This is a genomic window from Actinomadura sp. BRA 177 (assembly GCF_013372625.1).
GTDB lineage: Bacteria > Actinomycetota > Actinomycetes > Streptosporangiales > Streptosporangiaceae > Spirillospora.
This window is the reverse complement of sequence record NZ_JABXFD010000196.1, coordinates 1-23,699: the sequence shown is the minus strand read 5'-3', so window position 1 is coordinate 23,699 and position 23,699 is coordinate 1. Positions and strand designations below refer to the sequence as shown.

General features: G+C 71.4%; 23 protein-coding genes and 2 pseudogenes. 9 read left to right on the top strand and 16 right to left on the bottom strand.

From position 1 onward, the window contains the following. Window positions 1–126: 126 nt before the first annotated feature. Window positions 127–1,116, top strand: coding sequence for an exonuclease domain-containing protein (locus HUX53_RS06940; RefSeq protein ID WP_176402330.1), 990 nt, complete (start codon window positions 127–129; stop codon window positions 1,114–1,116). Here HUX53_RS06940 and HUX53_RS06935 read toward each other — a convergent pair. Both HUX53_RS06935 and HUX53_RS06930 read right to left on the bottom strand, forming a co-directional pair. Further along, window positions 1,060–1,983 (bottom strand): FAD binding domain-containing protein, encoded by a 924-nt coding sequence (locus tag HUX53_RS06935; RefSeq protein WP_309237091.1) that lies wholly within the window; start codon window positions 1,981–1,983, stop codon window positions 1,060–1,062. The two genes, HUX53_RS06940 and HUX53_RS06935, sit on opposite strands and share 57 nt — an antisense overlap. Continuing rightward, window positions 1,980–4,502, bottom strand: a complete 2,523-nt coding sequence (locus HUX53_RS06930; RefSeq protein WP_176402328.1) for a molybdopterin-dependent oxidoreductase — start codon at window positions 4,500–4,502, stop codon at window positions 1,980–1,982. Before HUX53_RS06930 ends, HUX53_RS06935 begins: the two co-directional genes overlap by 4 nt. A gap of 71 nt (window positions 4,503–4,573) precedes the next feature. Between HUX53_RS06930 and HUX53_RS06925 the strand changes: the two genes are divergently transcribed. Beyond that, window positions 4,574–5,428, top strand: coding sequence for an SAM-dependent methyltransferase (locus HUX53_RS06925; RefSeq protein WP_303623153.1), 855 nt, complete (start codon window positions 4,574–4,576; stop codon window positions 5,426–5,428). Between the two features lie 28 nt (window positions 5,429–5,456). Here HUX53_RS06925 and HUX53_RS06920 read toward each other — a convergent pair whose 3' ends face one another. After that, entirely contained in the window at window positions 5,457–6,638 is a 1,182-nt protein-coding gene (locus HUX53_RS06920; RefSeq protein ID WP_176402326.1) for a hypothetical protein, read from the bottom strand. A 132-nt stretch (window positions 6,639–6,770) separates the two neighbouring features. Further along, the gene (locus HUX53_RS06915) at window positions 6,771–7,943 is read right to left on the bottom strand and encodes a right-handed parallel beta-helix repeat-containing protein (RefSeq protein WP_176402325.1); all 1,173 of its coding nucleotides are present in this window, start codon (window positions 7,941–7,943) and stop codon (window positions 6,771–6,773) included. Window positions 7,944–8,267: 324 nt separating this feature from the next. Here HUX53_RS06915 and HUX53_RS06910 point away from each other — a divergent pair, with 324 nt between their 5' ends. Next, a complete protein-coding gene (locus tag HUX53_RS06910; protein WP_309237090.1) occupies window positions 8,268–9,557 on the top strand; it encodes a glutamine synthetase family protein in 1,290 nt (429 codons plus the stop codon). Window positions 9,558–9,566: 9 nt separating this feature from the next. Here the strand turns inward: HUX53_RS06910 and HUX53_RS06905 are convergent, their stop codons facing one another. From HUX53_RS06905 to HUX53_RS06895, 3 genes are all read right to left on the bottom strand, one after another. Beyond that, the gene (locus HUX53_RS06905; RefSeq protein ID WP_176402324.1) at window positions 9,567–10,034 is read right to left on the bottom strand and encodes a hypothetical protein; all 468 of its coding nucleotides are present in this window, start codon (window positions 10,032–10,034) and stop codon (window positions 9,567–9,569) included. Then, a complete protein-coding gene (locus tag HUX53_RS42960; RefSeq protein ID WP_176402323.1) occupies window positions 9,988–10,167 on the bottom strand; it encodes a sulfotransferase in 180 nt (59 codons plus the stop codon). Before HUX53_RS42960 ends, HUX53_RS06905 begins: the two co-directional genes overlap by 47 nt. A gap of 74 nt (window positions 10,168–10,241) precedes the next feature. Further along, a complete protein-coding gene (locus HUX53_RS06895; RefSeq protein WP_176402322.1) occupies window positions 10,242–10,994 on the bottom strand; it encodes an SDR family NAD(P)-dependent oxidoreductase in 753 nt (250 codons plus the stop codon). Window positions 10,995–11,062: 68 nt separating this feature from the next. Between HUX53_RS06895 and HUX53_RS06890 the strand changes: the two genes are divergently transcribed. After that, the gene (locus HUX53_RS06890) at window positions 11,063–11,905 is read left to right on the top strand and encodes an SMP-30/gluconolactonase/LRE family protein (RefSeq protein WP_176402321.1); all 843 of its coding nucleotides are present in this window, start codon (window positions 11,063–11,065) and stop codon (window positions 11,903–11,905) included. Window positions 11,906–11,907: 2 nt separating this feature from the next. On the opposite strand, the gene HUX53_RS06885 is transcribed toward HUX53_RS06890, so the two are convergent. From HUX53_RS06885 to HUX53_RS06865, 5 genes are all read right to left on the bottom strand, one after another. Beyond that, window positions 11,908–12,726 carry an ABC transporter ATP-binding protein gene (locus HUX53_RS06885; RefSeq protein WP_176402320.1) on the bottom strand — a complete coding sequence of 273 codons (819 nt, stop codon included), beginning with the start codon at window positions 12,724–12,726 and terminating at the stop codon, window positions 11,908–11,910. Beyond that, entirely contained in the window at window positions 12,723–13,751 is a 1,029-nt protein-coding gene (locus HUX53_RS06880; protein WP_255205008.1) for an iron chelate uptake ABC transporter family permease subunit, read from the bottom strand. Before HUX53_RS06880 ends, HUX53_RS06885 begins: the two co-directional genes overlap by 4 nt. A gap of 20 nt (window positions 13,752–13,771) precedes the next feature. Next, the gene (locus HUX53_RS06875) at window positions 13,772–14,380 is read right to left on the bottom strand and encodes an iron ABC transporter permease (protein WP_176402319.1); all 609 of its coding nucleotides are present in this window, start codon (window positions 14,378–14,380) and stop codon (window positions 13,772–13,774) included. Beyond that, complete coding sequence (locus HUX53_RS06870; RefSeq protein WP_309237089.1) at window positions 14,377–15,408, bottom strand: iron-siderophore ABC transporter substrate-binding protein; 1,032 nt, start codon at window positions 15,406–15,408, stop codon at window positions 14,377–14,379. Before HUX53_RS06870 ends, HUX53_RS06875 begins: the two co-directional genes overlap by 4 nt. Window positions 15,409–15,553: 145 nt before the next feature. Next, window positions 15,554–16,327 carry an AraC family transcriptional regulator gene (locus HUX53_RS06865; RefSeq protein WP_176402318.1) on the bottom strand — a complete coding sequence of 258 codons (774 nt, stop codon included), beginning with the start codon at window positions 16,325–16,327 and terminating at the stop codon, window positions 15,554–15,556. 54 nt (window positions 16,328–16,381) lie between these two features. Between HUX53_RS06865 and HUX53_RS06860 the strand changes: the two genes are divergently transcribed. Then, window positions 16,382–17,029, top strand: a complete 648-nt coding sequence (locus tag HUX53_RS06860; RefSeq protein WP_217919160.1) for a pyridoxamine 5'-phosphate oxidase family protein — start codon at window positions 16,382–16,384, stop codon at window positions 17,027–17,029. Between the two features lie 7 nt (window positions 17,030–17,036). Here the strand turns inward: HUX53_RS06860 and HUX53_RS06855 are convergent, their stop codons facing one another. Continuing rightward, window positions 17,037–17,795, bottom strand: coding sequence for a helix-turn-helix domain-containing protein (locus HUX53_RS06855; RefSeq protein WP_176402317.1), 759 nt, complete (start codon window positions 17,793–17,795; stop codon window positions 17,037–17,039). On the opposite strand from HUX53_RS06855, the pseudogene HUX53_RS39920 reads away from it, so the two are divergent. The 4 genes and pseudogenes from HUX53_RS39920 to HUX53_RS40785 all read left to right on the top strand — a co-directional run. Next, window positions 17,757–18,089: pseudogene (locus tag HUX53_RS39920) on the top strand (AMP-binding protein); the annotation flags it as partial. The gene HUX53_RS06855 and the pseudogene HUX53_RS39920 sit on opposite strands and share 39 nt — an antisense overlap. An 86-nt stretch (window positions 18,090–18,175) precedes the next feature. Then, window positions 18,176–18,808, top strand: a complete 633-nt coding sequence (locus HUX53_RS42445) for an AMP-binding protein (RefSeq protein ID WP_176402311.1) — start codon at window positions 18,176–18,178, stop codon at window positions 18,806–18,808. After that, a complete protein-coding gene (locus tag HUX53_RS06840; protein ID WP_176402316.1) occupies window positions 18,808–19,545 on the top strand; it encodes an SDR family oxidoreductase in 738 nt (245 codons plus the stop codon). The genes HUX53_RS42445 and HUX53_RS06840 overlap by 1 nt, the downstream gene beginning before the upstream one ends. A gap of 34 nt (window positions 19,546–19,579) precedes the next feature. Then, entirely contained in the window at window positions 19,580–20,464 is an 885-nt protein-coding gene (locus HUX53_RS40785) for an SMP-30/gluconolactonase/LRE family protein (RefSeq protein ID WP_176402315.1), read from the top strand. A gap of 92 nt (window positions 20,465–20,556) precedes the next feature. On the opposite strand, the pseudogene HUX53_RS06830 reads toward HUX53_RS40785, so the two are convergent. The 3 genes and pseudogenes from HUX53_RS06830 to HUX53_RS06820 all read right to left on the bottom strand — a co-directional run. Then, window positions 20,557–21,345 (bottom strand): annotated as a pseudogene (locus tag HUX53_RS06830) (branched-chain amino acid ABC transporter permease); the annotation flags it as partial. Between the two features lie 83 nt (window positions 21,346–21,428). Next, entirely contained in the window at window positions 21,429–22,292 is an 864-nt protein-coding gene (locus tag HUX53_RS06825; RefSeq protein ID WP_176402314.1) for a branched-chain amino acid ABC transporter permease, read from the bottom strand. Between the two features lie 8 nt (window positions 22,293–22,300). Continuing rightward, complete coding sequence (locus HUX53_RS06820) at window positions 22,301–23,536, bottom strand: ABC transporter substrate-binding protein (RefSeq protein WP_176402313.1); 1,236 nt, start codon at window positions 23,534–23,536, stop codon at window positions 22,301–22,303. Window positions 23,537–23,699 lie beyond the last annotated feature (163 nt).

Below are 23,699 nucleotides of genomic sequence, written 5' to 3'. Positions count from 1 at the left end.
GACTTGTTTACTTGTGGCTTGTCGTGTTTTTGCGTGTATCACTTGTCTAGCATTCATGGTTCTGTTTTGTTATCGTTCCCTGGCCCCCCGAGATCTCCACTATCCTCTTCGTCTGCAGCGTCAGAGGTGGATAAGAGACAGCCCCCCGCTCCCGCCCCCGCGCAGCGGCACGAGATCGGCGCGCTCCCCTACGCGGTGATCGACGTCGAGACCACCGGTCTGGACCCGCTGCACGACCGGATCGTCGAGATCGCCGTCCACCGGCTCCACGCGGACGGCAGCCCCGACCGCTCCTACAGCACCGTGCTGCACAACGACTCAGGTCCGGGTCCCACTCATGTCCACGGCCTCACCGCCGGCGACCTGGCCGGCGCCCCCTCCTTCCCCGAGGTCGCCGGTGACATCGCCGAGCTGCTGGACGGCGCGGTCCTCGTCGCGCACAACGCGATGTTCGACAGCGCGATGCTGATCAGCGAGTTCGCCCGTACCGGCGCCGCCCCCGACGACCTGCTCGTCCTGTGCACCCTCGACCTCGCCCGGCAGTTCGGCTCAGGGCACCGTTCCCTGACGCTCGCCGACTGCGCGGAAACAGAGGGCGTCCCGCTTTCCCGGGCACACTCCGCCGCCCACGACGCGCAGGCCACCGCGGCGATCCTGCTCCGCTACCTCGGCCGGGCCGGGGAAGCGGGCCACCGCCATCTCGATGAGATCGGCGCGACCGGCGCCCTGCCGAGCCACGGGTGGGTCCCCTGGGCACCGAGCGGACGCCACCGCCAACGCGCTCACACGCCTGCCGCTCCCCTCCGCAGCGACCTGCCCGTGCCCACGATGAGCAGCCGCTCAGAGATCGTCTACGCGCACCACGTAGCCCAGGCGGCGCGTACGCCCGAAGCCTTCAGCCGTCAGGTCCCGGTCCTGCGCGACACGGCCCGAGCCCTCGCACTCGCCCCAGCGGACCTGACACGCGTCCACGAATGTCTCACCGCAGCGTGGGAGCTTCACCCGACCGAGCAGGCCCTGCTCCGGGCCCTTGATTCTCCTGCTCGTGCCGGGGGTCGGTCAGGGAGTCGGAGACGTGCAGGCGGTGAGGGTGTCGATCAGGGTGGCGCGGAGTAGGGGGACCTTGTAGGCGGTCTGGGGGAACGGGCTGCATCGGGCGGTTGCCAGGTCTGCGGCGGCTGCCAGGGTTTCTTGCGTGGCGGGCTTACCGACCAGGGCTTCAGCCACTTCGGGGAGGAGAAGAGGGGTGCGGGCCACTCCGCCTACAGCCACGGCGGCGGTGGTTATGGTTTCGCCGTCGAAGGTCAGGCGGGCGGCGGCTTCGACGAGGGGCCATTCCGCCATTTCGCGGGCGGTGGCGCGGCGGTAGGCGGCTCGTTCGGGTGTGGGAGCCGGTAGGAGGACGGCCTGGAGGATCTCGGTGGGGTCTAGGCGGTGGTCGCGTGTCGGGTCGGTGCCGTCGCCGTACAGGTCGGCGACGTCCAGCGCGTCCCGGCCGTGCACTTCGGCGGTGGCGGCGTAGGTGAGGAGGGCCCCGGCGAGTGAGGACGGATGGGGGGCGATGCAGGGGCCCTGGTCGATGACGGCCGAGTAGAGGTGCGCGCCGTCGCGGGCGGGACAGGTGTCGCCGCCCGTCTGGTGGCAGGTGAGGGAGTTGCGCGGGTACCAGCAGCGGTTGCGCTGGAGGAGGTTGCCGCCGACGGTGGCGACGTTGCGGATCTGCGGGGTGGCGACGGCGGCGGCCGTGGCGGCGAGCGCGGGATACGCGGCGGTCAGGCGGTCGTCGGCGAGCAGGTCGGCGATGGTGGTGAGGGCGCCGATGCGGGCGGAGCCGTCCGGTCGCCAGGTGATGCCGCGCAGGGCGGGGATGCCGAGCAGGTCGACCGGGGGGCGGGCCGCCCGGGTCATGATGTCGGTGCCGCCGGCGCGCAGTTCGCCGCCGGTGTCGCGGACGGCTGCGGCGGCGTCCTCGATGGTGGTCACGCGCCGATCCCCTCCAGCAGCAGGTCCGGCCGGATGGGCAGGTCGTGCGGGCGCCATCCGGTGGCGTGCCGGACGGCGTTGCCGATCGAGGCGGCGACGGCCATGGTGCAGATCTCGCCCAGGCCGACGCCGCGGCCGGGCACGTGGTCCCAGCCCTCGGTGTGGAAGTGCACGTCGATCTCCGGAGTGTCGGCGATGCCGGGGATGTGGTAGTCCTCCAGGTTCGCGGTGAGGACGGTGCCGGTGGCCGGGTCCTCGTGGCGCTGCTCGAACAGGGCGTAGCCGATGCCCTGGATGATCCCGCCCTCGCACTGGTTGCGGGCCAGCCGGGGCGCGTAGATGCGGCCGGCGGCGACCCCGCTCCAGACGCGGGCCGGCCGGACGCGGCCGAGCAGGGTGTCCACCTCGACCTCGGTGACGACGACGGCTCCCGAGAAGCCCCGGCCGATGGCGAAGTGGTCCAGGGGGAAGGGCGTGACGTATCCGCGGCGGTCGCGGGGACGCCGACCGACGACCTGGAGTCCTTCGGCCTCGTCGAGGGAGCGGGCGCCGAGGGCCTTGCGGAGGCGGCGCGCCGCGTCCTCGGCCGCCGGCGCGATGGACGGGGTGGAGCAGCTGCTGGCGGACGTCGGCCCGTAGGCGTGGTCACTGTGGCCCAGCTCGACGCGTACTTGGGCCGGTTGCAGGCCGAGTGCCGACCGGACGACCTCGGCGATCACCGAGCGGCTGCCCGTCCCGATGTCCTGGGTGGCGATGCGGGCGACAACGGCGCCCTGCTCGACCGTCAGCGAGACCTTGGTGCCCGGGTCGAGGAAGTACATGTAGTTGGCGGCCGCGACGCCCACGCCGCGGCGGAGGCGGCCGTCGCCGGGGTCCGTGCGGTCGCGCCATACGGGCAGGTCCGCGGCCCAGTCATACAGGGCGTGGCGCTTGGTGTTGCCGTCCCAGCGGCGGCGCAGCTCGATGGGGTCGTCGCCGCGGCGCAGCGCCATCTCGTCCACGCCCTGTTCCAGCGCCCACAGCATCGGCGGCAGGCCGGGGCCGCGGAAGGGGATGCCGGGGGCGCGGTTCGTGATGTGGTCGTAGTCGCGGATCCGGCGGGGCGCGTTGCCGTAGAAGAACCGCGAGTGCCAGGCCGCGTTGGACCCGATGGAGACGCCGGAGTCGCCGTGGGCGTCCATGGTGAAGGCCAACAGCCCGCCGTCGGCGCCGGCGAGGAGGGCCAGCTCGATGCGGGTTCCGGGGCGGGTGCCGCCGTCGACGAGCTCTTCCGGCCTGCTGAGGACGACCCTGACCGGCGCGTCGTGCAGGCGGGACAGTTCCACGGCGGCGACCACGTCGGTGGTGACGTTGACCTTGGAGCCGAAACCGCCGCCCACATGCTCCGCCACCACATGGACCTGCTCCGCGCGGAGCTTCCACCGCTTGGCCGCCTGTTCGGCCACGCGGGTCACGGCCTGCGTGGACAGGTGGAGATGCAGGTCACCGCCGTCCCAGCGGGCCACGCAGCCGTGCGGCTCCATGCAGGTGTGGGCCTGCACCCCGGTGGTGAAGGTGGCCTCCACCAGGGTCTGGCCGTCGTCGTCGCGCGCCTTCTCGATGCGCTTCACGGCCGTGCCGCCGCGCCAGCTCATGGCGGCGGGCCCGCGCACGTTGCCGTTCCACTTGGCGGACGCGAGCGGGCCTTCGTTGGCACGCGGAGCCCCCTTGCGGGACTCGTCGGTCGGGTAGACGACGGTCTCGGCGTCCGACGACAGCACCGTGGGCAGCACCGTGTAGTCCACCTCGACCCGCGCCGCTGCGGCGAGCGCCTCGGCCATGGTCGGCGCGGCCACCGCGGCCACCGGCTGCCCCACGTACCGGACGACGCGGTCCGGCGGCAGCAGCTCGGCCAGCGGGCCGTCGTGCCGGATCTCGGCCACCTTCGCGTGCGGGTGCGGCGACCGGATGATCACGCCTTCGAGCTGCCCGTCCAGGACGACGTCCGCCGTGTACCGCGCCGCACCCGTGATCTTGCTGAGGGCCTCCACGCGCGCCGGCGTGACCGTCCCCGCGTCGTGCTTGCCCGCGCACGCCGCCGCGACCGCCGCGTAGATGCCGGTGTACGCGCCGCAGCGGCACAGGTGTCCCGCCAGGGCCTCGGCGATCTGCTCGCGGGACGGCTCGGTGGTGCCGTGCTCGGCCCGCCACCGGTCCATGAACGCCGCCGCCTCCACCACGAAGCCCGGCGTGCAGTAGCCGCACTGCAGCGCGTCGTGCTCGGCGAAGGCGCGCTGCACCGGATGGTCGCCGCCGAGCCCCTCCACGGTCGTGATCTCGCGGTCCGCCGCCGCACCGGCGGGCAGCAGGCAGCTCGCCGCCGTGCGCCCGTCCACCAGGACGGTGCAGGTGCCGCACACGCCCGTGCCGCAGGCGACCTTGGTCCCGGTCAGGCCCATCCGCTCCCGCAGCACTCGCGCCACGGTCTCCGCGGGCTCGGCGCCGACGTCGACGGGCTTGCCGTTGAGGGTGAATTCCATTCGCGCTCCATGCGCCGGCCGGTAATGTGCGCCATCGTGGCACAGCCGACCCCGCAAATCACCACTTATGCATGTTCTATGATCGTTTTCGACGACCTACCGCCCACGGCAGACGGGAACCACCGGTGGCGCAAGAGCCAGGCGTACCGCAGGGGATCGATCCGAGCACTCCGAACGTGGCCCGCATGTACGACTACGTGCTCGGCGGCAAGGACAACTACGCCGCCGACCGCGAGCTCGCGGGCCACCTCATCGCCTCGATCCCGGACGGTGTCGAGGCCCTGCGCGCGAACCGCCGCTTCCTCGGCCGCGCCATCGCCCACGTCGCCGGACAGGGCATCGACCAGTTCATCGACCTCGGCGCGGGACTGCCCAACCAGGGCAACGTCCACGAGGTCGCCCAGCGCGTCCACCCGCATGCCCGCGTCGTCTACGTCGACATCGACCCGATCGTCATCGCGCACGCCCGCGCCCTGCTGGCCGCCGACGACCGCACCGCCGCGGTCCAGGCCGACATGCGCAACCCCGAGACCGTCTTCGCCTCCGACGCCGTGGCCCGCCTCATCGACTTCGACCGCCCGGTCGGCGTCATCTTCAACGCCATGCTGCACTTCGTCACCGACGCCGAGGACCCCGCGGGCATCGTCGCCGCCTTCACCGACCGGATGGCCCCCGGCAGCCACCTCGTCATCTCGCACAGCACCCTCGACGACCGTCCGGCGGACCTGGTCGAGATCATCAGGTCCGCCTACGACAACGCCTCGGCTCCCATGGTCTTCCGCGACCACGATCGGATCCTGCGCCTGTTCAACGGCCTCGCCCTCGTCGACCCGGGCCTGGTCAAGGTCAACCGCTGGCACGCCGACGCCGAAGAGGCCGCCGCGAGCGGCGGTGCCTGGGTCTACGGCGGCATCGCCGTCAAATGACCCACGGCCGCACGCACGGGCTCCCGCTTCAGGGACGGCGCAGGAGCTGCTCCCACGGGTCGTCGGAAACGCTGGACCAGGGGGCGGCCATCAAGTCCAGCGAGGCCACCGGCGTGGCCACCGCGCCCTCCAGGCTGAAGGGCGTCGCTCCGTTCGGGTTCAGTCCTTCGATGTAGGTGTGCTCACCGCCGACGAGGTCGCCCTCCGCGTCCCGGAACAGCGCGGTGAGGACGACCTGCTCCACGTACTGCGGGTAGGGATTGGTGATCTCACCGGTGACGACGCAGGAGTCGCCGTTGGTCTTGAAACGGACCCCCTGGTAGCCGAACGGGAGGAAATGCTCGGGCGGGCGGGACGTGGGGTGCCACTCGGCGGGCTTGCCGGCGATGTGCAAGGTGTGCGGGACGCCGTTGGTCGACAGTGAGCCGGCCCAGGCGAGCCGGCCGCCTGGGGGCAGGATGTGCAGCACCTGGTCGTCGGTGCCGACCACGTAGTTGCCCTGGTCGCGCGCGGTGACCTGAACCGTCGGGAACTCGCAGTAGTGGCCGCGGTTCGGATTCTCCAGGATCATGACCCAGTTCACCCAGAACTCGTCGGGCTCGAACCCGGGCGAGGCACTCCAGCCGAGATCGACGATATTGAATTCTTCCACCTCTTGCGCCACCGCTCGGGCCACCGGCTGGAAGGACGCGTTCGCGGCCTGGACGGGCTGCGGAGGCGGCGGAGTCTCGGGAACCCCCGCGAACTGGTCGGGGCCGATCACGGCGTGCGCGAAGTCCAGCCCGAGGTTCTGGGCCGCCCAGCGGACGTGTTCCTCCTGGGGCCCGTTGATCTCCAGCGAGCGCGGCAGGCCGGGCCAATCCGACAGGGTGAAGGCGATGTGCTGGAGCCGCCATTCCTCCCGGTAGCTCTCCCGGTGGGCGACGGCCGTGAACCCGATCTGCTCCATGAAGCGCCGGGCCGAGCCGAAATCGGCGACCGGGACCTCGACCCCGTCCCCGGACCGCCCATCGTGCAGGGTGAGGGCATTCCTGTCGCCCTCCGAGCCGACGGTGACCCATGCTCCCCTGGCCCGCACGGCATCGTTCTCGAGCATCGCCTGCCGGACGAGGCGGCGGGGTGCCACGCAGGCCGCGCCGAGCGCCGGCAGGCGCCGCTGCACCAGTTCAAGATCCACGTCAACGAAGCGCGCCACGAAATCCGTCGGCACGGGCACCCCCCGATCGGCCTTATGAAGATCGTTCTAATCATGCGGGCAATCGGCGCGGGGCCGGACGAGCTGGCCACGTACGGTCGTCATCTCCGGCAATGGCCACCGAAGGCTCCTTACCCTCGACGCCGGTCAGCACCAGGTGAGGCCGGAGTTCGTGCGGGTCACGTTGCGGAGGACGATGTTGCTGCCGGAGCAGGGGCTCCACCTGATGTCGGTGTTCGCCACGCTCAGGTTCTGCAGGGTGATGTCGCGGGACGGCGGGAACTCGTCGCGCGCGGCGATCCGGACTTCGCCGCCGCCGTCGATCGTCCCCGATGAGCCGGCGATCGTCATGTTGTAGCAGTTCTCCAGCAGGATGGCGTTGTTGCCGGTGTAGGCGATGTCGACCTGGTCGATCACGGCGCCGCCGCTCTCGGAGACGCAGAAGATGCCGCGGCCGCCGCCACGCGCCTTGACGCTGCCCACGTGGATGTTGGTGGGATAGCCGTCCCCGATGCGGCCGTTGCGGTTCGCGAACCGCAGCGCGGCGTAGCCGGTGCCCGTGCCGGCGCCGTCCGCGTCGACCCGTCCCACCGTGGCGTTGGTGGTGTCGTTCAGCAGGAGGCCCGAGCCGCCGGTGTTGCGTGCCGTGACGCGGTTGATGGTGAGGCCGTCGACGCCGTAGGTCTCCACTCCGTGGGTGCTCGTCCCCGAGACGTACACCTGGTCGATGGAGATGTTGCGGGACGGCACACTGCGGTCGCCGTGGTTGTCGATGCGGACGCCCAGACCGCTCGACAGGCGCATCTGGATGTCGCCGAGGACGGCGTTGTCGACGTTCCGCATGAAGATCCCGTACAGGGGGCTTCCGGTGAGGTTCAGGTAGCGCACCTCGATGTCGTGCACCCCGCGCGCGTAGATCGGCGCCTGGTCGCCGGAGCCGGAGCCGGTCACGTTGATGGTGCCGCAGACGTCGATCCCCGTGTAGTTCCGCATCGAGATCCGCGAACCCGCGCTCATCGAACCGTTGCCGCGCACGACCACCCACTCCTTGGACGTGCGTCCCGAGCCGAGGCTGTCGATCGCGGCCTGCACGGCCGACCGCATGTCGCCGCCGCTGTACACGGTGCGGCCGCCGTTCCGCGAGGTCCACGTCCCGCCGCTCTGCACCGCCTCGGCGTTGTAGGACGAGCGGTCACCGCACGCGGCGGACGCGGGCGGCACCGACAGTCCCACCACCGCCCCCGAGGCGGCCGCCAGGAGGGCCGCGAACACGCCGGCGCGGGCCCGCCGACGGCGCGGCGCCGTGGGGAAGGTCGTCATGGCACTCACCTCTACCTAGACCAGAAAGCGCTTTCCAGTCATGCAACCGGCCCGCCCCAACGCCCTCAAGGCCCCTTCCACGGGTTTCACGGCCCCGCGGCGATATGGCCGGCCGGAGAGGCGTCCGTCACCGCTGCGACATGGCGATCAGCGTCCGACTGGACACAAACTGTAGTCTTATCGACACGCAACGTGCAGGGAGTGGTGTTTGGGTGGGAATGGAGGCCGATGAGCGTGCGCGGCGTGGGTCGCGTGCCGCTGCCGTGGCCGCCGGGCTCGCTGAGCAGGCCGTCAGCGGGGTCGTGCTGATCTGGGTGGACACCAGTGGGATCGCCCGCGTCAAGGCTGTCCCGCCGGCCCGGCTCGAACACGCCGCGATGTGGGGGGGGCGGCTCGGCGCCGGGGCAGGACGCCTTCCTGCTGGACGACTCGGTGATGTCCGGCCGGTACGCCGGCGGGGCCCCGATCGGTGATCTGCGGCTCCATCCGGATCTGGATCGTCTGGTTCCGCTGGCCGCGCTGCCCGGCTGGGCGCTGTCGCCCGCGGACCGGTACGCGCAGGACGGGAGCGTCCATCCGCTGGACGCGCGGGCCCTGCTACGGCGCGAGACGGCGCGGCTGGCCGCGCAGGGGTGGACGGCGCGGGCCGCGTTCGAGGTGGAGTGGGTGCTCTCCGCCGGGCGCGCCGGGGAGGGCTTCGTCCCGGCCTGCAGCGGGCCCGCCTACGGGATGACCCGGATCACCGAGCAGTCGGACTATCTGCGTGACCTGCTCCTGGCGCTGGAGGCATCCGGGGTCGCGGTCGAGCAGATCCACCCCGAGTACGCCCCCGGCCAGTACGAACTGTCGGTGGCGGCCGAGGATCCGCTGGGCGCGGCCGACACCGCCGTGCTCGTCCGGGAGACCATTCGCGGGGTGTCCCTGCGGCACGGCCTGGCCGCCTCGTTCTCGCCCAAGGCCGAGCCGGCCTCGCTGGGCAACGGCGGCCACGTGCACCTGAGCCTGTGGCGGCGGACGTCCGACGCCCCGGCCAACGCCATGGCGGGCGGCGACGGGCCGTGCGGGATGACCTCGGCCGGAGAATCGTTCACCGCCGGGATCCTGCGGCGGCTCCCCGCACTTCTCGCGGTCGGTGCCCCGTCGGTGGCCAGCTACCTGCGGCTGGTCCCCTCCCACCGGGCCGGCGCGTTCTCCTGCTGGGGCCTGGAGAACCGGGAGGCGGCGCTGCGCTTCATCACCGGAGCCGACGGCGAGCAGGACAGGGCCGCCAACCTGGAGATCAAATGCTTCGACCCGGCGGCCAACCCCTACCTCGCCCTCGCCGCCCTGCTGGCCGCGGGACGGGCCGGGATCGACACCCGGGACACCCTCCCGGCGCCGGTCGCCGTCGAGCCGGGTGCGCTCACGCCGCACGAGCGTGACCGTGCCGGCATCGCCGCCCTGCCGACCACGCTGGGCGAGTCCGTCACCGCGTTCGAAGCTGACCCCGTGCTGCGCCAGGCGCTCGGCGAGGCCGTCATCGACACCGTCTGCGTCGTCCGCCGCGGTGAGATCGAGCTCCTGAAGGACGCGACACCCGAGCAAGTCATCGCCGCCACCCGGTGGCGGCACTGACCCGGCGCGCTACTGCGCGGTTCGGCGGGACGAGTCGCGGCTGATCGCCAGTGTCCCGGGCTCGCACGCGGCGCGGAGCGCGGACAAGACCGACGCGGGCAGCCGGGACGCGCTCCCCGCCCGTGACGGGTCGATACGGGCGGACGACTCCTCCAGCCAGGGCGGGTAAGGGTCGGCGCCAGCGAAATCGGCCAACCGCGCCAGCTCGCGTCGCGGCTCGGTCAGCAGCGCCTCGTAGCCGATCGTCGTCCAGCGATCCGGATCGAGCCGGTTCAGCGCGGCCGACCCGCCGGTGACCAACGACGACCACAGGGACCCGAAGGCCGGCAGCGGGAGGTCGGCGCCCATGAGGACGTCCGGGGCGTACTCGTCGGCCACGATCTGCGCCAGATGGGATGGAAGGTACCGGACGTGCTCGTCGGTCAGTTCGTCACGGGATTCCAGACCGACATATCGTGCGGCCTGGTCGAGCCGCATCCGGCAGGACGTCGCGGGGACGCATGGGAGTGAAGAGTTCGTTCAAGCTCAGCATGTCGGGATGGGTATGCAGGAGCCGCGACAAGAGCGTGGATCCGCACCGCCCCGTCCCGACGATGAACGTCAGCCTCATTGACTCGCAATCAGTGGACTGCGACCCCCGTTGGTTTCGTACCCCGACCGGCCACCTGGCTACACCGCCGCCGGTCAGCGGACGGTCCAGCCGCCGTCCACGGCGATGGTCTGACCAGTGATGTAGGTGCCCGCGTCACTGGCCAGGAGCAGCAGCGCCCCGTCCAGTTCGTCGAGCCGCCCGGCGCGGCCCATCGGCGTGTTGCGGCGGACGTACTGCATCGACTGCTCGCCGGCGCACGTCTCCTCGGTCAGCTCGGTCGGGAACCAGCCCGGTGCGATGGCGTTGACCCGGATGCCCTCGGCCGCCCACTCGGCGCCGAGCTGGCGGGTGAGGTTGACCAGCCCGCCCTTCGCCGCGCAGTACGCGGCCTGGACGAGCGGCCAGGAGCCGACCAGCCCGAAGATCGAGGCGATGTTGACGATCGAGCCGCCCGCGCCGCCGCGCATGGCCTCGGCGGCGCGCAGGCTCATCTCGAACGCCGCGGTCAGGTCCACGTCGAGGGTGCGCCGGAAACCGTCCACGCTCAACTCGAACGCGGGCACGGGATCGCCGAACCCGGCCGCGTTGACCAGGATGTGCGGGCCGCCGAGCGCGACGGCCAGTGCGACGACGCGCGCGCAGTCCTCGCCGGAGGTGACGTCGCAGGGTTCGGCGGCGATCCGCCGGTGGCTCTCGGCCAGCTCTTCGAGGCGGTCCGCGCGCCGCGCGGCGGCGACGACTGTGGCGCCCGCCTCCGCCAGCACGCCGCACATGTGCCGGCCGATGCCGCTGGACGCTCCGGTCACGACGGCCACCCGGCCGTCCAGCGCGAAGAGCCCGCTCATGCCATGCAGCCCGCCAGGGTCACGTTCGCCATGGTAGAGGCGTCGGGAACCGGGTATCGAGGTCCGCTGTGAAGGTTGAGCAGATCACTGAACCGCTCGCTTACCACGGTGAGGGGCCGGTCTGGTCCGAAGCTTGGGGCGGTCTCCGGTGGCTGGACATGCTGGCCGGGGACGTCCTCTCGCTCGCCCCGGACGGGACGGTCGCGCGGCGACATGTCGACAAGGTGGTCGCCGCCGTCCGGCCCAGGCGGCGGGGCGGCGCGGTGATCGCCGTCGAGCGCGGCTTCGCCTTGGAGGACGCGGACGGGACCGTGACCCTCATGGATCCCCTGTGGAGTGACGGCGATGTCCGCATGAACGAGGGCGGATGCGATCCCGATGGGCGGTTCTACTGCGGTTCCATGGCCTACGACCAGCGCGAGGGCGCGGCCGCGATGCACCGCCTCGACCCCGACCGCTCGACGGCCGTCGTGCTCGACGGTCTGACGATCTCCAACGGCCTCGAATGGAGCCCGGACGGCGGCCGTGCCTTCTACGCCGACACCGCCACGGAACGGATCGACGTGTTCGACTACGACCGGGAACGCGGCCTGACCGGGCGCCGAACGTTCGCCGCCGTGCCGGGCAGCAATCCGGACGGGTTGACGGTCGACAGCGAAGGCGGTGTGTGGGTCGCCCTGTATGACGGCGGTGCCGTGCACCGGTACGCGCCGGACGGCACGCTCGACGAGGTCGTGGAGCTGCCCGTCAGCAAGACGACGGCCTGCACGTTCGGCGGGCCACGGCTCGACCGGCTGTTCATCACGACGTCCCGCGAGCACCTGGATCCCGGTGCCGAGCCGCAGGCGGGCGCGCTGTTCGCCTGCACGCCGGGCGTGACGGGCGTCCCGGTCCGGGAGTTCGCCGGATGAACTCAGGGGGCCGGCTCTTCGACGCGGACGTGGTGGCGGCCTATGGGGAGCATCAGGGGACGGCCGGAGACCGGGTCTTCGATGATGCGGCTGTCCAGGTCGAAGACGGTGCGGACGCATTCTTCGGTCAGGACGGTGGCCGGGGCGCCGCATGAGTGCAGGCGGCCGTCGGCCAGGGCGATGAGGTGGTCGGCGTAGCGGGCGGCGAGGTTGAGGTCGTGCAGGACCATCACGATGGTGGTGCCGCGCGTACGGTTTAGATCGGTCAGCAGGTCGAGGACGTCGATCTGGTGGCTCGCGTCGAGGAACGTGGTCGGCTCGTCCAGCAGGAGCAGGTCGGTCTGCTGCGCCAGGGCCATGGCGATCCAGACGCGCTGGCGCTGGCCGCCGGACAGTTCGTCCACGGAGCGGTCGGCGAGGTCGGTGGTGCGGGTGGCCTCCAGGGCGGCGGCCACGGCGGTGTCGTCCTCGGCCTTCCAGCGGGAGAGGAACCCCTGGTGGGGGTGGCGGCCGCGGCAGACGAGATCGAGCACGGTGATGCCCTCGGGCGCGACCGGCGCCTGGGGAAGGAGGCCGAGCGTGCGGGCCAGTTCCTTGGCGGGCATGCGGTGCACCTCCTTGCCGTCCAGGACGACGCGGCCCGCGCGCGGCGCGAGCAGCCGGGACAGTGAGCGCAGCAGCGTCGACTTCCCGCAGGCGTTGGCGCCGACGATGGCGGTCACCTCGCCGGGCGGCACGGCCAGGTCGAGCGACTCGATGACGGCGTGGTCGCCGTAACCGAGCGTGAGGCGCTCGGCGGCGAGGGAGTGGGACGTGGTCACAGCGAGCCTCCGGACCGGTGGGTGCGGACGATCAGGTAGACGAGGTACGGCGCGCCGAGGACACCGGTGACGACCCCGACCGGGAAGCGGGTGTCGAACGCGAACTGGCCGAGGAAGTCGGCGACGAGGACGAGCAGCGCGCCGACCAGCCCGGCGGGGACGAGCAGGGAGCCGCCGGTGCCGAGGAGCCGGGCCGCGATGGGCCCGGACAGGAACGCCACGAACGCGATCGGCCCGGCCCCCGCCGTGGCGAACGCGATCAGCCCGGCGGCGGCGACGATCACGGCGATACGGGTGCGTTCGACGCGCACACCGAGCGCGGAGGCGGTGTCGTCGCCGAGTTGCAGCGCCGACAGGTCCCGCGCCAGCGCCAGCAGGACGGGGCCGAGGACGGCCAGCGCGATGAGGGCCGGCAGTACCTGCGTCCACGTGACCCCGTTGAGGCTGCCGGTCAGCCAGCGCGTGGCCTCCTGGAGGTCCCATTCGGCGGCCCGGGACAGGACGTAGGAGGTGACGCTGTCGAGGATCGCGGCGACCCCGATGCCGATCAGGATGAGCCGCGTCCCGGCGACGCCGTCCCGGAACGCCAGCGCGTACATCAGCAGGGAGACGGCGAGCGCGGCGACGATCGCGAAGACCGACACCTGCATCCCGCCGAGGCCGAGCGACACGATCGCGACGGCCGCGGCGGCGCTCGCGCCCGAGCTGATGCCGATGATGTCCGGGCTGGCGAGCGGGTTGCGGAGCATCGTCTGGAAGGTGACGCCGGCCAGGCCGAAGGAGAACCCGGCGGCCACGGCGAGGACGGCGCGCGGCAGCCGGAGCCGTCCGACCGTGAAGGACGCCCCCGGCACCTGCTCGCCGAGGACGACGCGGACCACGTCGCCGGGCGGGTAGAACGTGTGCCCGGCCATCAGCGTCACGGCGAACGCGGCGGCGACGAGCACCGCCAGCGTCAGCATGACGACGCGGCGGCGGGCGGCGCGCCGGCGGCGGCCGTGCGCGACGATCCGCGCGGCGGGCAGGGTGCCGGAGAGGGTGCTCGTCACAGCTCACGCACCTTCTGCCGGCGGACGATGTGGATGAAGAACGGCGCGCCGATGAGCGCGGTCACGATGCCGACCTCGATGTCCGAGGGACGCGCGACCACGCGTCCGGCGACGTCGGCGAAGGTGAGCAGCGCCGCGCCGGTCAGCGCGGAGAACGGCAGCAGCCAGCGGTGGTCGACGCCGACGAGCAGCCGGCACGCGTGCGGGACGATGAGCCCGACGAAGGCGATCGGCCCGGCGACGGCGGTGACGACCGACAGCGACGCGCCCATGTTGACGCCGAGGATTCCGGGGTCGGCGAGCGGGTTGCGGGTCACGCCCTGGATGACGGCGCCGGACAGGCCGAGCGCGGCGCCGATGACCACCGCGAGCAGGGTGCGCGGTATCCGCTTGGCGACCGCCGCCCGTTCGAGGGTGTCGTCCGCGCCGCCGAGCGCCGCCCAGATGTCGGACCAGCCGACCGAGCGCGACCCGAAGGCGACCGACGCGGCCATGAACGCGGCCAGCACGGCGACCGTCGCGAGGAGCCACAGGAGACGGACGCGCGCCGGACGCCGCACCACGAGGGCGGCGTCCGGCGGACGGTCGGTGGCGACCGCCGTCACTTGACCTTGGCGGCGGCGTCCGCGAGCGCCTTGACGTAGTCCTCCAGCACCCACGAGATCGCCAGCGGGGTCGGGTTCGCGGCCGTGCCCAGCGGCTTGGTCTCGGGCAGGAAGTACATCGAACCGCGCTTGACGGCCGGGATCTTCGACAGCAGCGGGTCCTTGCTGATCTGCTTGACCAGCTTGTCGTCGCCGTATCCGACGATGATGTCGACGTCGTTGAACAGGTCGATCTGCTCGGCGCTGCGGGTCAGCACGAACTTGTCCGTCCCCTTGGACGCCTCGGCGACGCTGCCCGGGATCTTCATCCCGAGGTCCTCGAAGAAGAGGGTGCGGGTGTCATGCGTCGTGTAGAAGCCGATCTGGCTGACGTCGTTGGGGTCGACGTGCGTCATGAACATGACCGACTTGCCGTTGAGCTGCGGGTGCTTCGCGACGGCGGCCTTGACGTCGTCCTCGACGCCCTTGATGAGCTTCTCGCCTTCGTCGGCGAGCCCGATGGCCTTGCTGTTGATCCGGATGACCTCGCGCCACGGGGTGGCCCAGGGGGCGTCCGGGTAGGCGACCGTGGGGGCGATCTGGCTCAGGGTGTCGTAGTCCTGCTTGGTGAGGCCCGAGTAGCCGGCCAGGATCACGTCCGGCTTGGTGTCGGCGACGGCCTCGAAGTCGATGCCGTCGTTCTCGTCGAACAGCACGGGCGTCTTGGCGTTGAGCTCCTTCAGGCGCTTCTCCACCCAGGGCAGGACGCCGTCGCCGTTGTCGTCGCCGAAGTTCGCGGCGGCCATGCCGACCGGGACGACGCCGAGGGCCAGCGGCACCTCGTGGTTGGCCCAGTTGACCGTGGCCACCCGCTGCGGCTTCGCCTCGACGGTGGTCGTCCCGAGCGCGTGCTTGATCGTCACGGGGAAGGCGCCGGCCGCGCCGCCCGCGCTCGCCTCCTCGGTCTCGGACGAGTCGCCGCACGCCATGAGGCCGCCCAGCAGGACGGCCAGTACGGCGATGACGCGAAGGCCATGAGGACGTTTCACTTCGTACTCTCCACTGTCAGAAAATCCGGCGACCGGCCGACTTAGGTAAGCCTTGCCTTGGTGCGCACCCTAAGAGCAAGAGTCGCAGCGTCGCAATCGAGTGTTTGGGACGTCCGATATCGAGATCGGGACATCGTGGCCAGGCTCAATGCGCCCGGAACGCCCCCGGCGTCAGCCCGGTCGCGCGCCGGAACGCCACGCCGAACGCGCTCGCCGAGCGGTAGCCGACCTCCTCGGCGACGGCCTCGATCTGCCAGCCGCGGCCGAGCAGCGCGACCGCGTGCTGGGCGCGCACCGCCGCGACCCACCGCGCGAAACTGGTGCCCGTCTCGGCGTTGAAGGCGCGGGTGACCGTGCGCGCGCTCACGCCGAGCCGGGACGCCCAGTCCGCCAGCGTCCGCTGGTCGCCCGGATCGGCGCGGACGGCGTCGGCGATCGGGCGCAGCAGGCCGGACATCGGCATGTGCACGAGCAGTTCGTGCGAGAACGGCCTGAGCACGTCGAGCACCATGGCCTCGGTGACCGTCCGCGACTCCGCGGGCAGTCCGGGGTCGGCGAGCCGCTCCAGCAGCAGCCGGAGCAGCGGGTCGATCTCGACGGCGACGGGCGTGCCGGAGATCGAGGACGTGGCGCCGAAGCCGAAGAAGCCGGCGCGGCACCGGGTGCCGGCGGCCGCCGAACCGGAGTGCAGCGTGCCGGCGGGCATCCACAGGCCCAGGGTGGGCGTGACCGCCCAGACCCGCGAGCCCACCCTGGCGGTGGACGCGCCCCGCTCGTTCCACAGCAGCTCGTGGAAGGGGTGGGAGTGCTCGTTCCAGGTGGTGTCGCGGGCGAAGTCCTCGCTCCAGCTCATGATCGCGAACGGCATCTCGACCGGGCCCGCCGCGAGGGCGGGCAGCGTGCGAGTCTCCCTGGTCATGAGCGGTGCGACCCTCGTTCGGCACTTTGGTAAGGCTTACCTTATAGTGCGGCAATGCCCCCTTCTGAGACGCGTACTTCCGAGATGCGCACCGTGCGGACCGAGGCCGAGCTCCGGGAGATCGTCCGGGAACCGTCCCAGGCCATCTGGGACAAGGACATCGGCCGGATCGACGCCCACGCGCGCACGCTCATCGCGCACTCGCCGTTCGTGCTCATCGCGACGTCCGCCCCGGACGGGACCTGCGACGTCTCCCCCAAGGGCGACCCCGCCGGGTCGGTGCTGGTGCTGGACGACCACCGGCTGGCGATCGCCGACCGGCCGGGCAACCACCGGGTCGACGGCTTCCGCAACGTGCTGCGCAACCCGCACGTCGGGCTGCTGTTCCTCATCCCGGGGATGAGCGAGACGCTGCGGGTGAACGGCAGCGCGACGCTCGTGTCGGACGCCCCGTTCTTCGACGACCTGACCGTCCAGGGCAAGCGGCCCCGGCTGGCACTCCTCGTCGAGGTCGAAGAGCTGTACATGCACTGCGCGAAGGCGCTCCTGCGCTCGTCGCTGTGGAAGCCGGAGACCTGGCCGGACCGCAAGACCCTGCCCACGGCTGGCCAGGTCTTCAAGGACCACATCGGCTTCAAGGACGTCTCCGCGGAGCAGATCGACAAGGACCTCGACCTGGACGCCGCGACCAACCGGTACTGAGCCCGGATCAGACGTCGAGTTCGCGGCCGAGCCGGTGCAGCCGCAGCGCCAGCTGCACTTCCAGGGTGTGGTCCGGGCTGTTCCAGTCCACGCCGAGGAGGCGTTTCACGCGGTCGAGCCGCTGCGTGACGGTGTTCGGGTGGATGTGCAGGCGCTTCGCACTGGCGACGAGGCTCTGCCCGGTGGCGAAGTAGGTTTCGAGCGTGTCCATCAGCATGGTCGACCGCTGCTCGTCGTGCCGGATGACCGGGCCGAGCGTCCGCACCACGTACCGGGTCGCGGACGCGCCGTCGCCGAGCAGCAGCCCGGCGTACCCGAGGTCGTCGGCGGTGGCGGCGGCGCCCTCGCGTTCGAGACGCAGCAGTGCCTGCGCGCAGGCCAGCGCCTCGGTGTAGGCGGCGGGCAGGTCGGCGGGGTCGTCCACCGGCCCGGCCGTGCCGACGGTGACCGGCGACCTCAGCCGCATGGTCATAGACCGTGACACCTGGCGGCCCGTCAGCGACGGGTCGTCCGACGGGATGACCAGGACCGCCCGGCCGTCCCGCACGGTACTGAGGCCGTCGCGGGCGGCGGCGAGGTCGGACGCCACGGAGGCGAGGCCGCGCCGTTTCTCCGGCCGGATGTGCGCGACGACGACGGCGTGCCGCTTCTGCGGCTGGTAGCCGATCCGCAGCTCAACGACGCCGCCGACGACGTCCTGTTCGTCGACCGCACGCTCATCCCAACGGTGTGGCCCCTGGTGGAGCGGGTTCCGACCCTGCGCCACGTCGTGGTCATGGGCGACGGCGGCACGGAGGAACTACCCGACGACCCCCGGATCCTTGACTACGAATCACTGCTCGCGCAGGCTCCCGATGCGGCAGCACCCGTCGCGGTGGACGAGAACGACGCCGCGAGCCTCTGCTACACCTCGGGCACGACCGGGCGTCCCAAAGGCGTGCTGTACAGCCACCGGTCGATCGTCCTGCACGCGCTGATGCTCCTCGGCGCGGACAACTTCGCGATCAGCGAGCGCGACGTCGTGATGCCGATCGTGCCGATGTTCCACGTCAACGCGTGGGGGCTCCCCTACGCGGCGATGCTCGCCGGCGCCGACCTCGTCCTGCCCGGTCCGGCGATGAACTCGGCGGCGCTCGCCCGGCGCCGGTGGTGGCCGTCTCGCGGCTCGCGACCGTGCACGACGGGCTCGGCTCCGACGCGCGGCGCGCGGTGCTCGCCTCCCCCGGCCCGTCGCTCCCGCTCACCGAGTTGCGGCTGGTGGACGACGGGGGCGGCCACGTCGGGCAGGACGGCGCGACGCCCGGCGAACTCCAGGTGGCCGGGCCCACCATCGCGTCCCGCTACTTCGGCGCCGACCCCGGCGAGTCGCGGTTCACCGAGGACGGCTGGCTGCGCACCGGCGACGTCGCCACGATCGACCGGTACGGCTACATCCAGATCGTGGACCGCACCAAGGACCTCGTGAAGTCAGGCGGTGAATGGATCTCCTCCGGCGTCCTGGAGAACGAGATCATGGCCCACCCCGGCGTGCTGGAGGCCGCGGTCATCGGCGTCTCGGACGACCGGTGGGGCGAGCGCCCGCTCGCCTGCGTCGTCCTCGCGCCCGGGACCGACCTCGACGAGGCGGGCCTGCGCGCCCATCTGACCGGCCGCGTCGCGTCGTGGTGGATCCCCGAGCGGCTCTGGCTCCTGCCGGAGATCCCCAAGACCGCGACCGGCAAGTTCTCCAAGGTGGCCCTCCGAGAGCGGTTCGCCGCACAGCGACGGGAAGTGTCCTGATGGCGAATGTGACCTTCGATTTCACCGGCCGGACCGTCGTCGTGACCGGCGCGGCCCGCGGCGTCGGGCGGGCCGTCGGGGAGCGCTTCCGCGCCGCCGGCGCGACGGTGTACCTGATCGACTCGGACGCCGGGGAGATCGAGAAGGCGGCGGCGGAGACCGGCGCGGCCGGGCTGGTCGCCGACGTGTCCGACACCGGCCAGGTGAACGAGGCGGTGGAGCGGGTCGTCGCGGAGTCGGGCCGCGTCGACGTGCTGGTCAACAACGCGGGCATCCTGCGCGACGGCATGCTGTGGAAGCTGTCGGACGAGGACTACGAGGCCGTCATGGCGGTGCACTCCGGCGGCACCTTCCGGTTCACCCGCGCCGCCGTCCCGCATTTCCGGCGCCAGGGCGGCGGCCGGATCGTCAACGTCACGTCCTACACCGGGCTGCGGGGCAACCCCGGGCAGTCCAACTACGCCATGGCGAAGGCCGGGATCATCGGCTTCACCAAGACGGCGGCCAAGGAACTCGCGCGGTTCGGCATCACGGTGAACGCGATCTCACCGAACGCGCGGACCCGCATGATCGACTCCGTCCCGGCCGAGGCGCTGGACCGGCTGACCGCCGCGATCCCGCTGGGCCGCTTCGCCGACCCCGCGGAGATCGCCGGCGCGGTGGCGTTCCTGGCCTCGGACGAGGCCGGCTACATCACGGGCGTCGTGCTGCCCGTGGATGGCGGCCTCGCACTGTGACATGGTTGAGCATTCAACATCATGGGAGGGCACCATGACCGGTACAGCGCGCACGGTGATCAGCGGCTTCGCCTTTCTGGAGGCGCCGCGCTGGCGCGACGGGCGCCTCTGGCTGTCCGACTTCTACACCCACCAGGTGGTCTCGGCCCGCGCGGACGGGTCGGACCTGCAGGTCGAGGCCGAGGTCCCGGAGCAGCCGTCCGGGCTGGGCTGGCTGCCGGACGGCCGGCTGCTCATCGTCTCGATGCGCGACCGCAAGATCATCCGCCGGGAGACGGACGGCACGCTCGCCGTCCACGCCGACCTCGGCGCCCATGCGACGGGCCACCTCAACGACATGGTCGTCGATGCCGAGGGCCGCGCCTACGTGGGCAACTTCGGCTTCGACCTGATGGGCGGCGCGCCGCTGGAGCCGGCCGCCCTGCACCGGGTGGACCCGGACGGCACCGTGACCGAGGTGGCGTCTGACCTCTGGTTCCCCAACGGCAGCGTGATCACCGGGGACGGCGTCCTGCTGGTGAACGAGACGTTCGGCGACCGGGTCAGCGCGTTCGACGTGACCGCCGAGGGCCGGCTGGTGAACCGGCGCGTGTGGGCCGAGTTCGGCCCGCTGCCCGCCGAGCGGTCGATCGAGGCCATCCTGGCCGGGGTGTCGGTCGCCGGTGACGGCGGCTGCCTGGACGCCGAGGGCGGGTGGTGGATCGCCGACGCCCTCAACGCCCGGCTGATCCGGGTGGTCGAGGGCGGCGAGATCACCGACGAGGTCAAGCTCGGCACCAACGTCTACGCGTGCGGGCTCGGCGGCTCCGACGGCCGGACGCTCTTCGCGTGCACCGCGCCCGACTTCGACGAGACCGCCCGCGCGTCGGCCCGCGAGGCCGAGCTGCTGGCCGTCCCGGTGGCCGTGCCGGCGGCCTGACCGGTGACGGGCGGGGCGGCCCGCCGCCGAGCCGCCGGCAGGTGGCGGGCCGTCCCCCAGATGCCCCGGCGGAACAGCAGCACGATCACGATGAAGATCAGGCCGGTGACGATCCCCGTCTCCTGGAACCCGGCGGTCGCCAGGTAGTCCTGCAGCTGGACGACGAGGGCCGCGCCGATGGCGCCGCCCCACAGCGTCCCGATGCCGCCGAGGATGACCATCATCACGGCCTGCCCGGAGGTCGTCCAGTAGACGCCTTCGAGCGAGGCGAACCCGTGGCCGATGGCGAACAGGCCCCCGGCCAGCCCGGAGAGCCCCGCGGACAGGACGAACGCCAGGAGCTGGTAGCGGTCGACGGGGTAGCCGAGCGCGCGGGCGCGGGCGGGGTTGTCGCGGATCGACACCAGCACCCGGCCGAACGGCGACCGGACGATCCGCCACGCGGCGAACAGCCCGGCCAGCACGAACGGCAGCCCCGCGTAGTAGAAGTAGAACGGCTCGGACAGGTCGAGGCCGAACAGCTCGCGCGGGATGCCCTGCAGGCCGTTCTCGCCGCCCGTGACGTCCCGCCACTGGTTGGCGATGAAGTAGACCATCTGGGCGAAGGCCAGCGTGACCATGGCGAAGTAGATCCCGGTCAGCCGGACCGACAGGTAGCCGATCGGCAGCGCCAGCAGCGCCGCGAACGCCGCGCCGCCGAGGATCGCGACTGGGAACGGCAGGCCGCTGTGCAGCGCGATCAGCCCGGTGCAGTAGGCCGACCCGCCCCAGAAGGCCGCGTGCCCGAACGACAGCAGCCCGGTGAAGCCGAGCAGCAGGTCGACGGCGGCGGCGAACAGCGCCCAGCAGATGATGTCCAGCGCGACCGGCGGATAGATCATCCACGGCAGGGCGAGGGCGGCGACCAGCCCGATCGCGAGGAGCAGCGGCCCGCTCGTGCCCGAGCGGGCCAGCCTGGACAGGATCACCGGAACGCCTCCTCGCGTCCGAACAGGCCGGCGGGTCGCCACAGCAGGACGGCGGCCATGAGGATGAACACCAAGGTCTGGGACAGCGACGGGATGTACAGGTTGCCGAGCGCCGACACCACGCCGACGGCGAAGCCCGCGGCGACCGAGCCGAACACCGAGCCCAGCCCGCCGATCACGACCACCGCGAAGACGGTGATGATCAGGTCGGAGCCCATCAGCGGGTTGACGGCCCGCATCGGCGCCGCCAGGACGCCGGCGAACGCGGCGAGCGCGATGCCGAACCCGAACACGGGCGTCACCCACCGTCCGACGTCGATGCCGAGCGCCCGGGTCAGCTCCGGGCGCTCGGTCGCCGCCCGGACGATCATCCCGACGCGGGTGCGGGTGAGGATCAGCCACACCGCCGCGCACACCACGGCGGAGATCACCAGCACGAACACCTGGTAGGCGGGATAGATGAACAGGCCCAGGTCGAACGTGCGGTCAAGCTGCGACGGCCTGGGGTACGGCTGGGAGTTCACCCCGTACTCCCGCTTCACGAGGTCCTGCAGGATCAGCGCGAGGCCGAACGTGAACAGGAAGTTGTAGAGCGGGTCCAGCGGCGTCAGCCGCCGGACGAACAGCCGCTCCAGGACGATCCCGGCCACGCCCATCAGCGGCGGCACCAGCACCAGCGACACCCAGAAGTTCAGGCCGAACGAGTCGAGCGCGATGAACGCCCCGAACGCGCCGAGCATGTAGAACGCGCCGTGGGCGAGGTTCACCACGCCCAGCATACCGAAGATGACGGACAGGCCGAGGGCGAGCAGGGCGTAGAACGCCCCGCCCACCAGCCCGTTGAACGCCTGCTGGAGCACGCCGCCGCCTACAGTTTGCAGGCCGGGTCGGGCTGCGGCTGGAACGCCTCCGCCGCCGGGATGGTCTTGAGGACCTTGATGTAGTCCCAGTCCTCCTTGACCTCGCTCGCGGGCTTCACCTGGCCGAGGTACGCGTCGTGCAGCAGCAGGTGGTCCTGCGCCCGGATCGTGGCGTTGCGGGCGAACATGTCGTTGAACTTGTAGCCCTCCAGCTGCTTGACCACCTCGTCGGACTTGTCGGTGCCGCCGCGCTGCACGGCCTCCAGGTACTGCATGGCGGCCGAGTAGTTCCCGGCCATGTTGGAGGTGGGCCGCTGGCCGGCCTCGGCCTGGAACTTGTCGGACCAGGCGCGGGCCTTGTCGTCGAGGTTCCAGTACCACATGTCGGTGTAGCGGGTCCCGGCGAGGGCGTCCGCGCCGAGCGAGTGGATGTCGGTGATGACCAGCAGCCCGACGGCGAGCCCCACGCCCTTGTCCTTGAGCTTGTACTCGTTGTACTGCTTCACCAGGTTGACCAGGTCACCGCCGGCGTGCATGGTGCCGATCACCTTCGGCTTGGGGTCGAGGTTCGGCGCCTTCAGCAGGAACGTGGAGAAGTTGTCGTTGGGGAACGGCGTCGGGTCGGTCTTGACGACGGTGCCGCCGGCCTCCTTGATCGCCGCGCTGAAGGTCTTCTGCATGTCCTCCCCGAACGCGTAGTCCGGGTAGATGATGTACCAGTCCTTCGCGCCGTCCTCGGTCACCTCGGCGCCGGTGCCGTGGGCGAGCATGTAGCTGTTGTAGCCGTAGTGGAAGGTGTACTTGTTGCACTGCTTGCCCTCCATCTCCGTGCTCGCGGCGCCGACGTCGATGAACACCTTCTTCTTGTTCTTGGCGATGGTCGCGACGGCGAACGCGGCGGAGGAGGTCGGCACGTCCAGGATCACGTCGGCGTGCTGCCGGTCGTAGAGCTCCTGCGCCTTGGAGTTGGCGATCTCCGGCTTGTTCTGGTGGTCGGCGGAGAGCACCTCGATGTTCGTGCTGACCGCCTTGTCGCCGTACTTGGCCTTGAAGTCGGCGACTGCCATCTTGACGGCCTCGACCGTCTTGGTCCCGGAGGTCTCGGCGTAGACGCCCGACTGGTCGTTCAGCACGGCCAGGACGATCTTGTCGTTGCTGACCTTCCCGCCACCGCCGCCCGGCCCGCCGCCCCCGCACGCGGCCAGCAGCAGCCCCGCGGCGACCAGGCCACCGCTCCAGCCCATCACTCTCATTTTCCGGCGTCTCCTTCGATTCTCGGCCGTGGATGCTCCTATGGATGTCAAGCGGCGAGTTCAAGATCGTTTGTTGTGATGATCTGGTAGAGCTCGCGGGCGATGTAGCGCTTGAGGCATCGGATGATCTCTTTCTTGGACAGTCCTTCCTTGG

Bases quoted from the DNA above. Each gene is read 5' to 3' on its own strand.
- HUX53_RS42960 (WP_176402323.1), bottom strand. From the start codon at position 10,167: ATGAGGCTGACGTTCATCGTCGGGACGGGGCGGTGCGGATCCACGCTC.
- HUX53_RS06925 (WP_303623153.1), top strand. From the start codon at position 4,574: ATGTTCTATGATCGTTTTCGACGACCTACCGCCCACGGCAGACGGGAA.
- HUX53_RS06915 (WP_176402325.1), bottom strand. From the start codon at position 7,943: ATGACGACCTTCCCCACGGCGCCGCGCCGTCGGCGGGCCCGCGCCGGC.
- HUX53_RS06905 (WP_176402324.1), bottom strand. From the start codon at position 10,034: ATGCGGCTCGACCAGGCCGCACGATATGTCGGTCTGGAATCCCGTGAC.
- HUX53_RS06820 (WP_176402313.1), bottom strand. From the start codon at position 23,536: ATGGGCTGGAGCGGTGGCCTGGTCGCCGCGGGGCTGCTGCTGGCCGCG.
- HUX53_RS06860 (WP_217919160.1), top strand. From the start codon at position 16,382: ATGCCCCCTTCTGAGACGCGTACTTCCGAGATGCGCACCGTGCGGACC.
- HUX53_RS06930 (WP_176402328.1), bottom strand. From the start codon at position 4,502: ATGGAATTCACCCTCAACGGCAAGCCCGTCGACGTCGGCGCCGAGCCC.
- HUX53_RS06865 (WP_176402318.1), bottom strand. From the start codon at position 16,327: ATGACCAGGGAGACTCGCACGCTGCCCGCCCTCGCGGCGGGCCCGGTC.
- HUX53_RS06895 (WP_176402322.1), bottom strand. From the start codon at position 10,994: ATGAGCGGGCTCTTCGCGCTGGACGGCCGGGTGGCCGTCGTGACCGGA.
- HUX53_RS06840 (WP_176402316.1), top strand. From the start codon at position 18,808: ATGGCGAATGTGACCTTCGATTTCACCGGCCGGACCGTCGTCGTGACC.
- HUX53_RS40785 (WP_176402315.1), top strand. From the start codon at position 19,580: ATGACCGGTACAGCGCGCACGGTGATCAGCGGCTTCGCCTTTCTGGAG.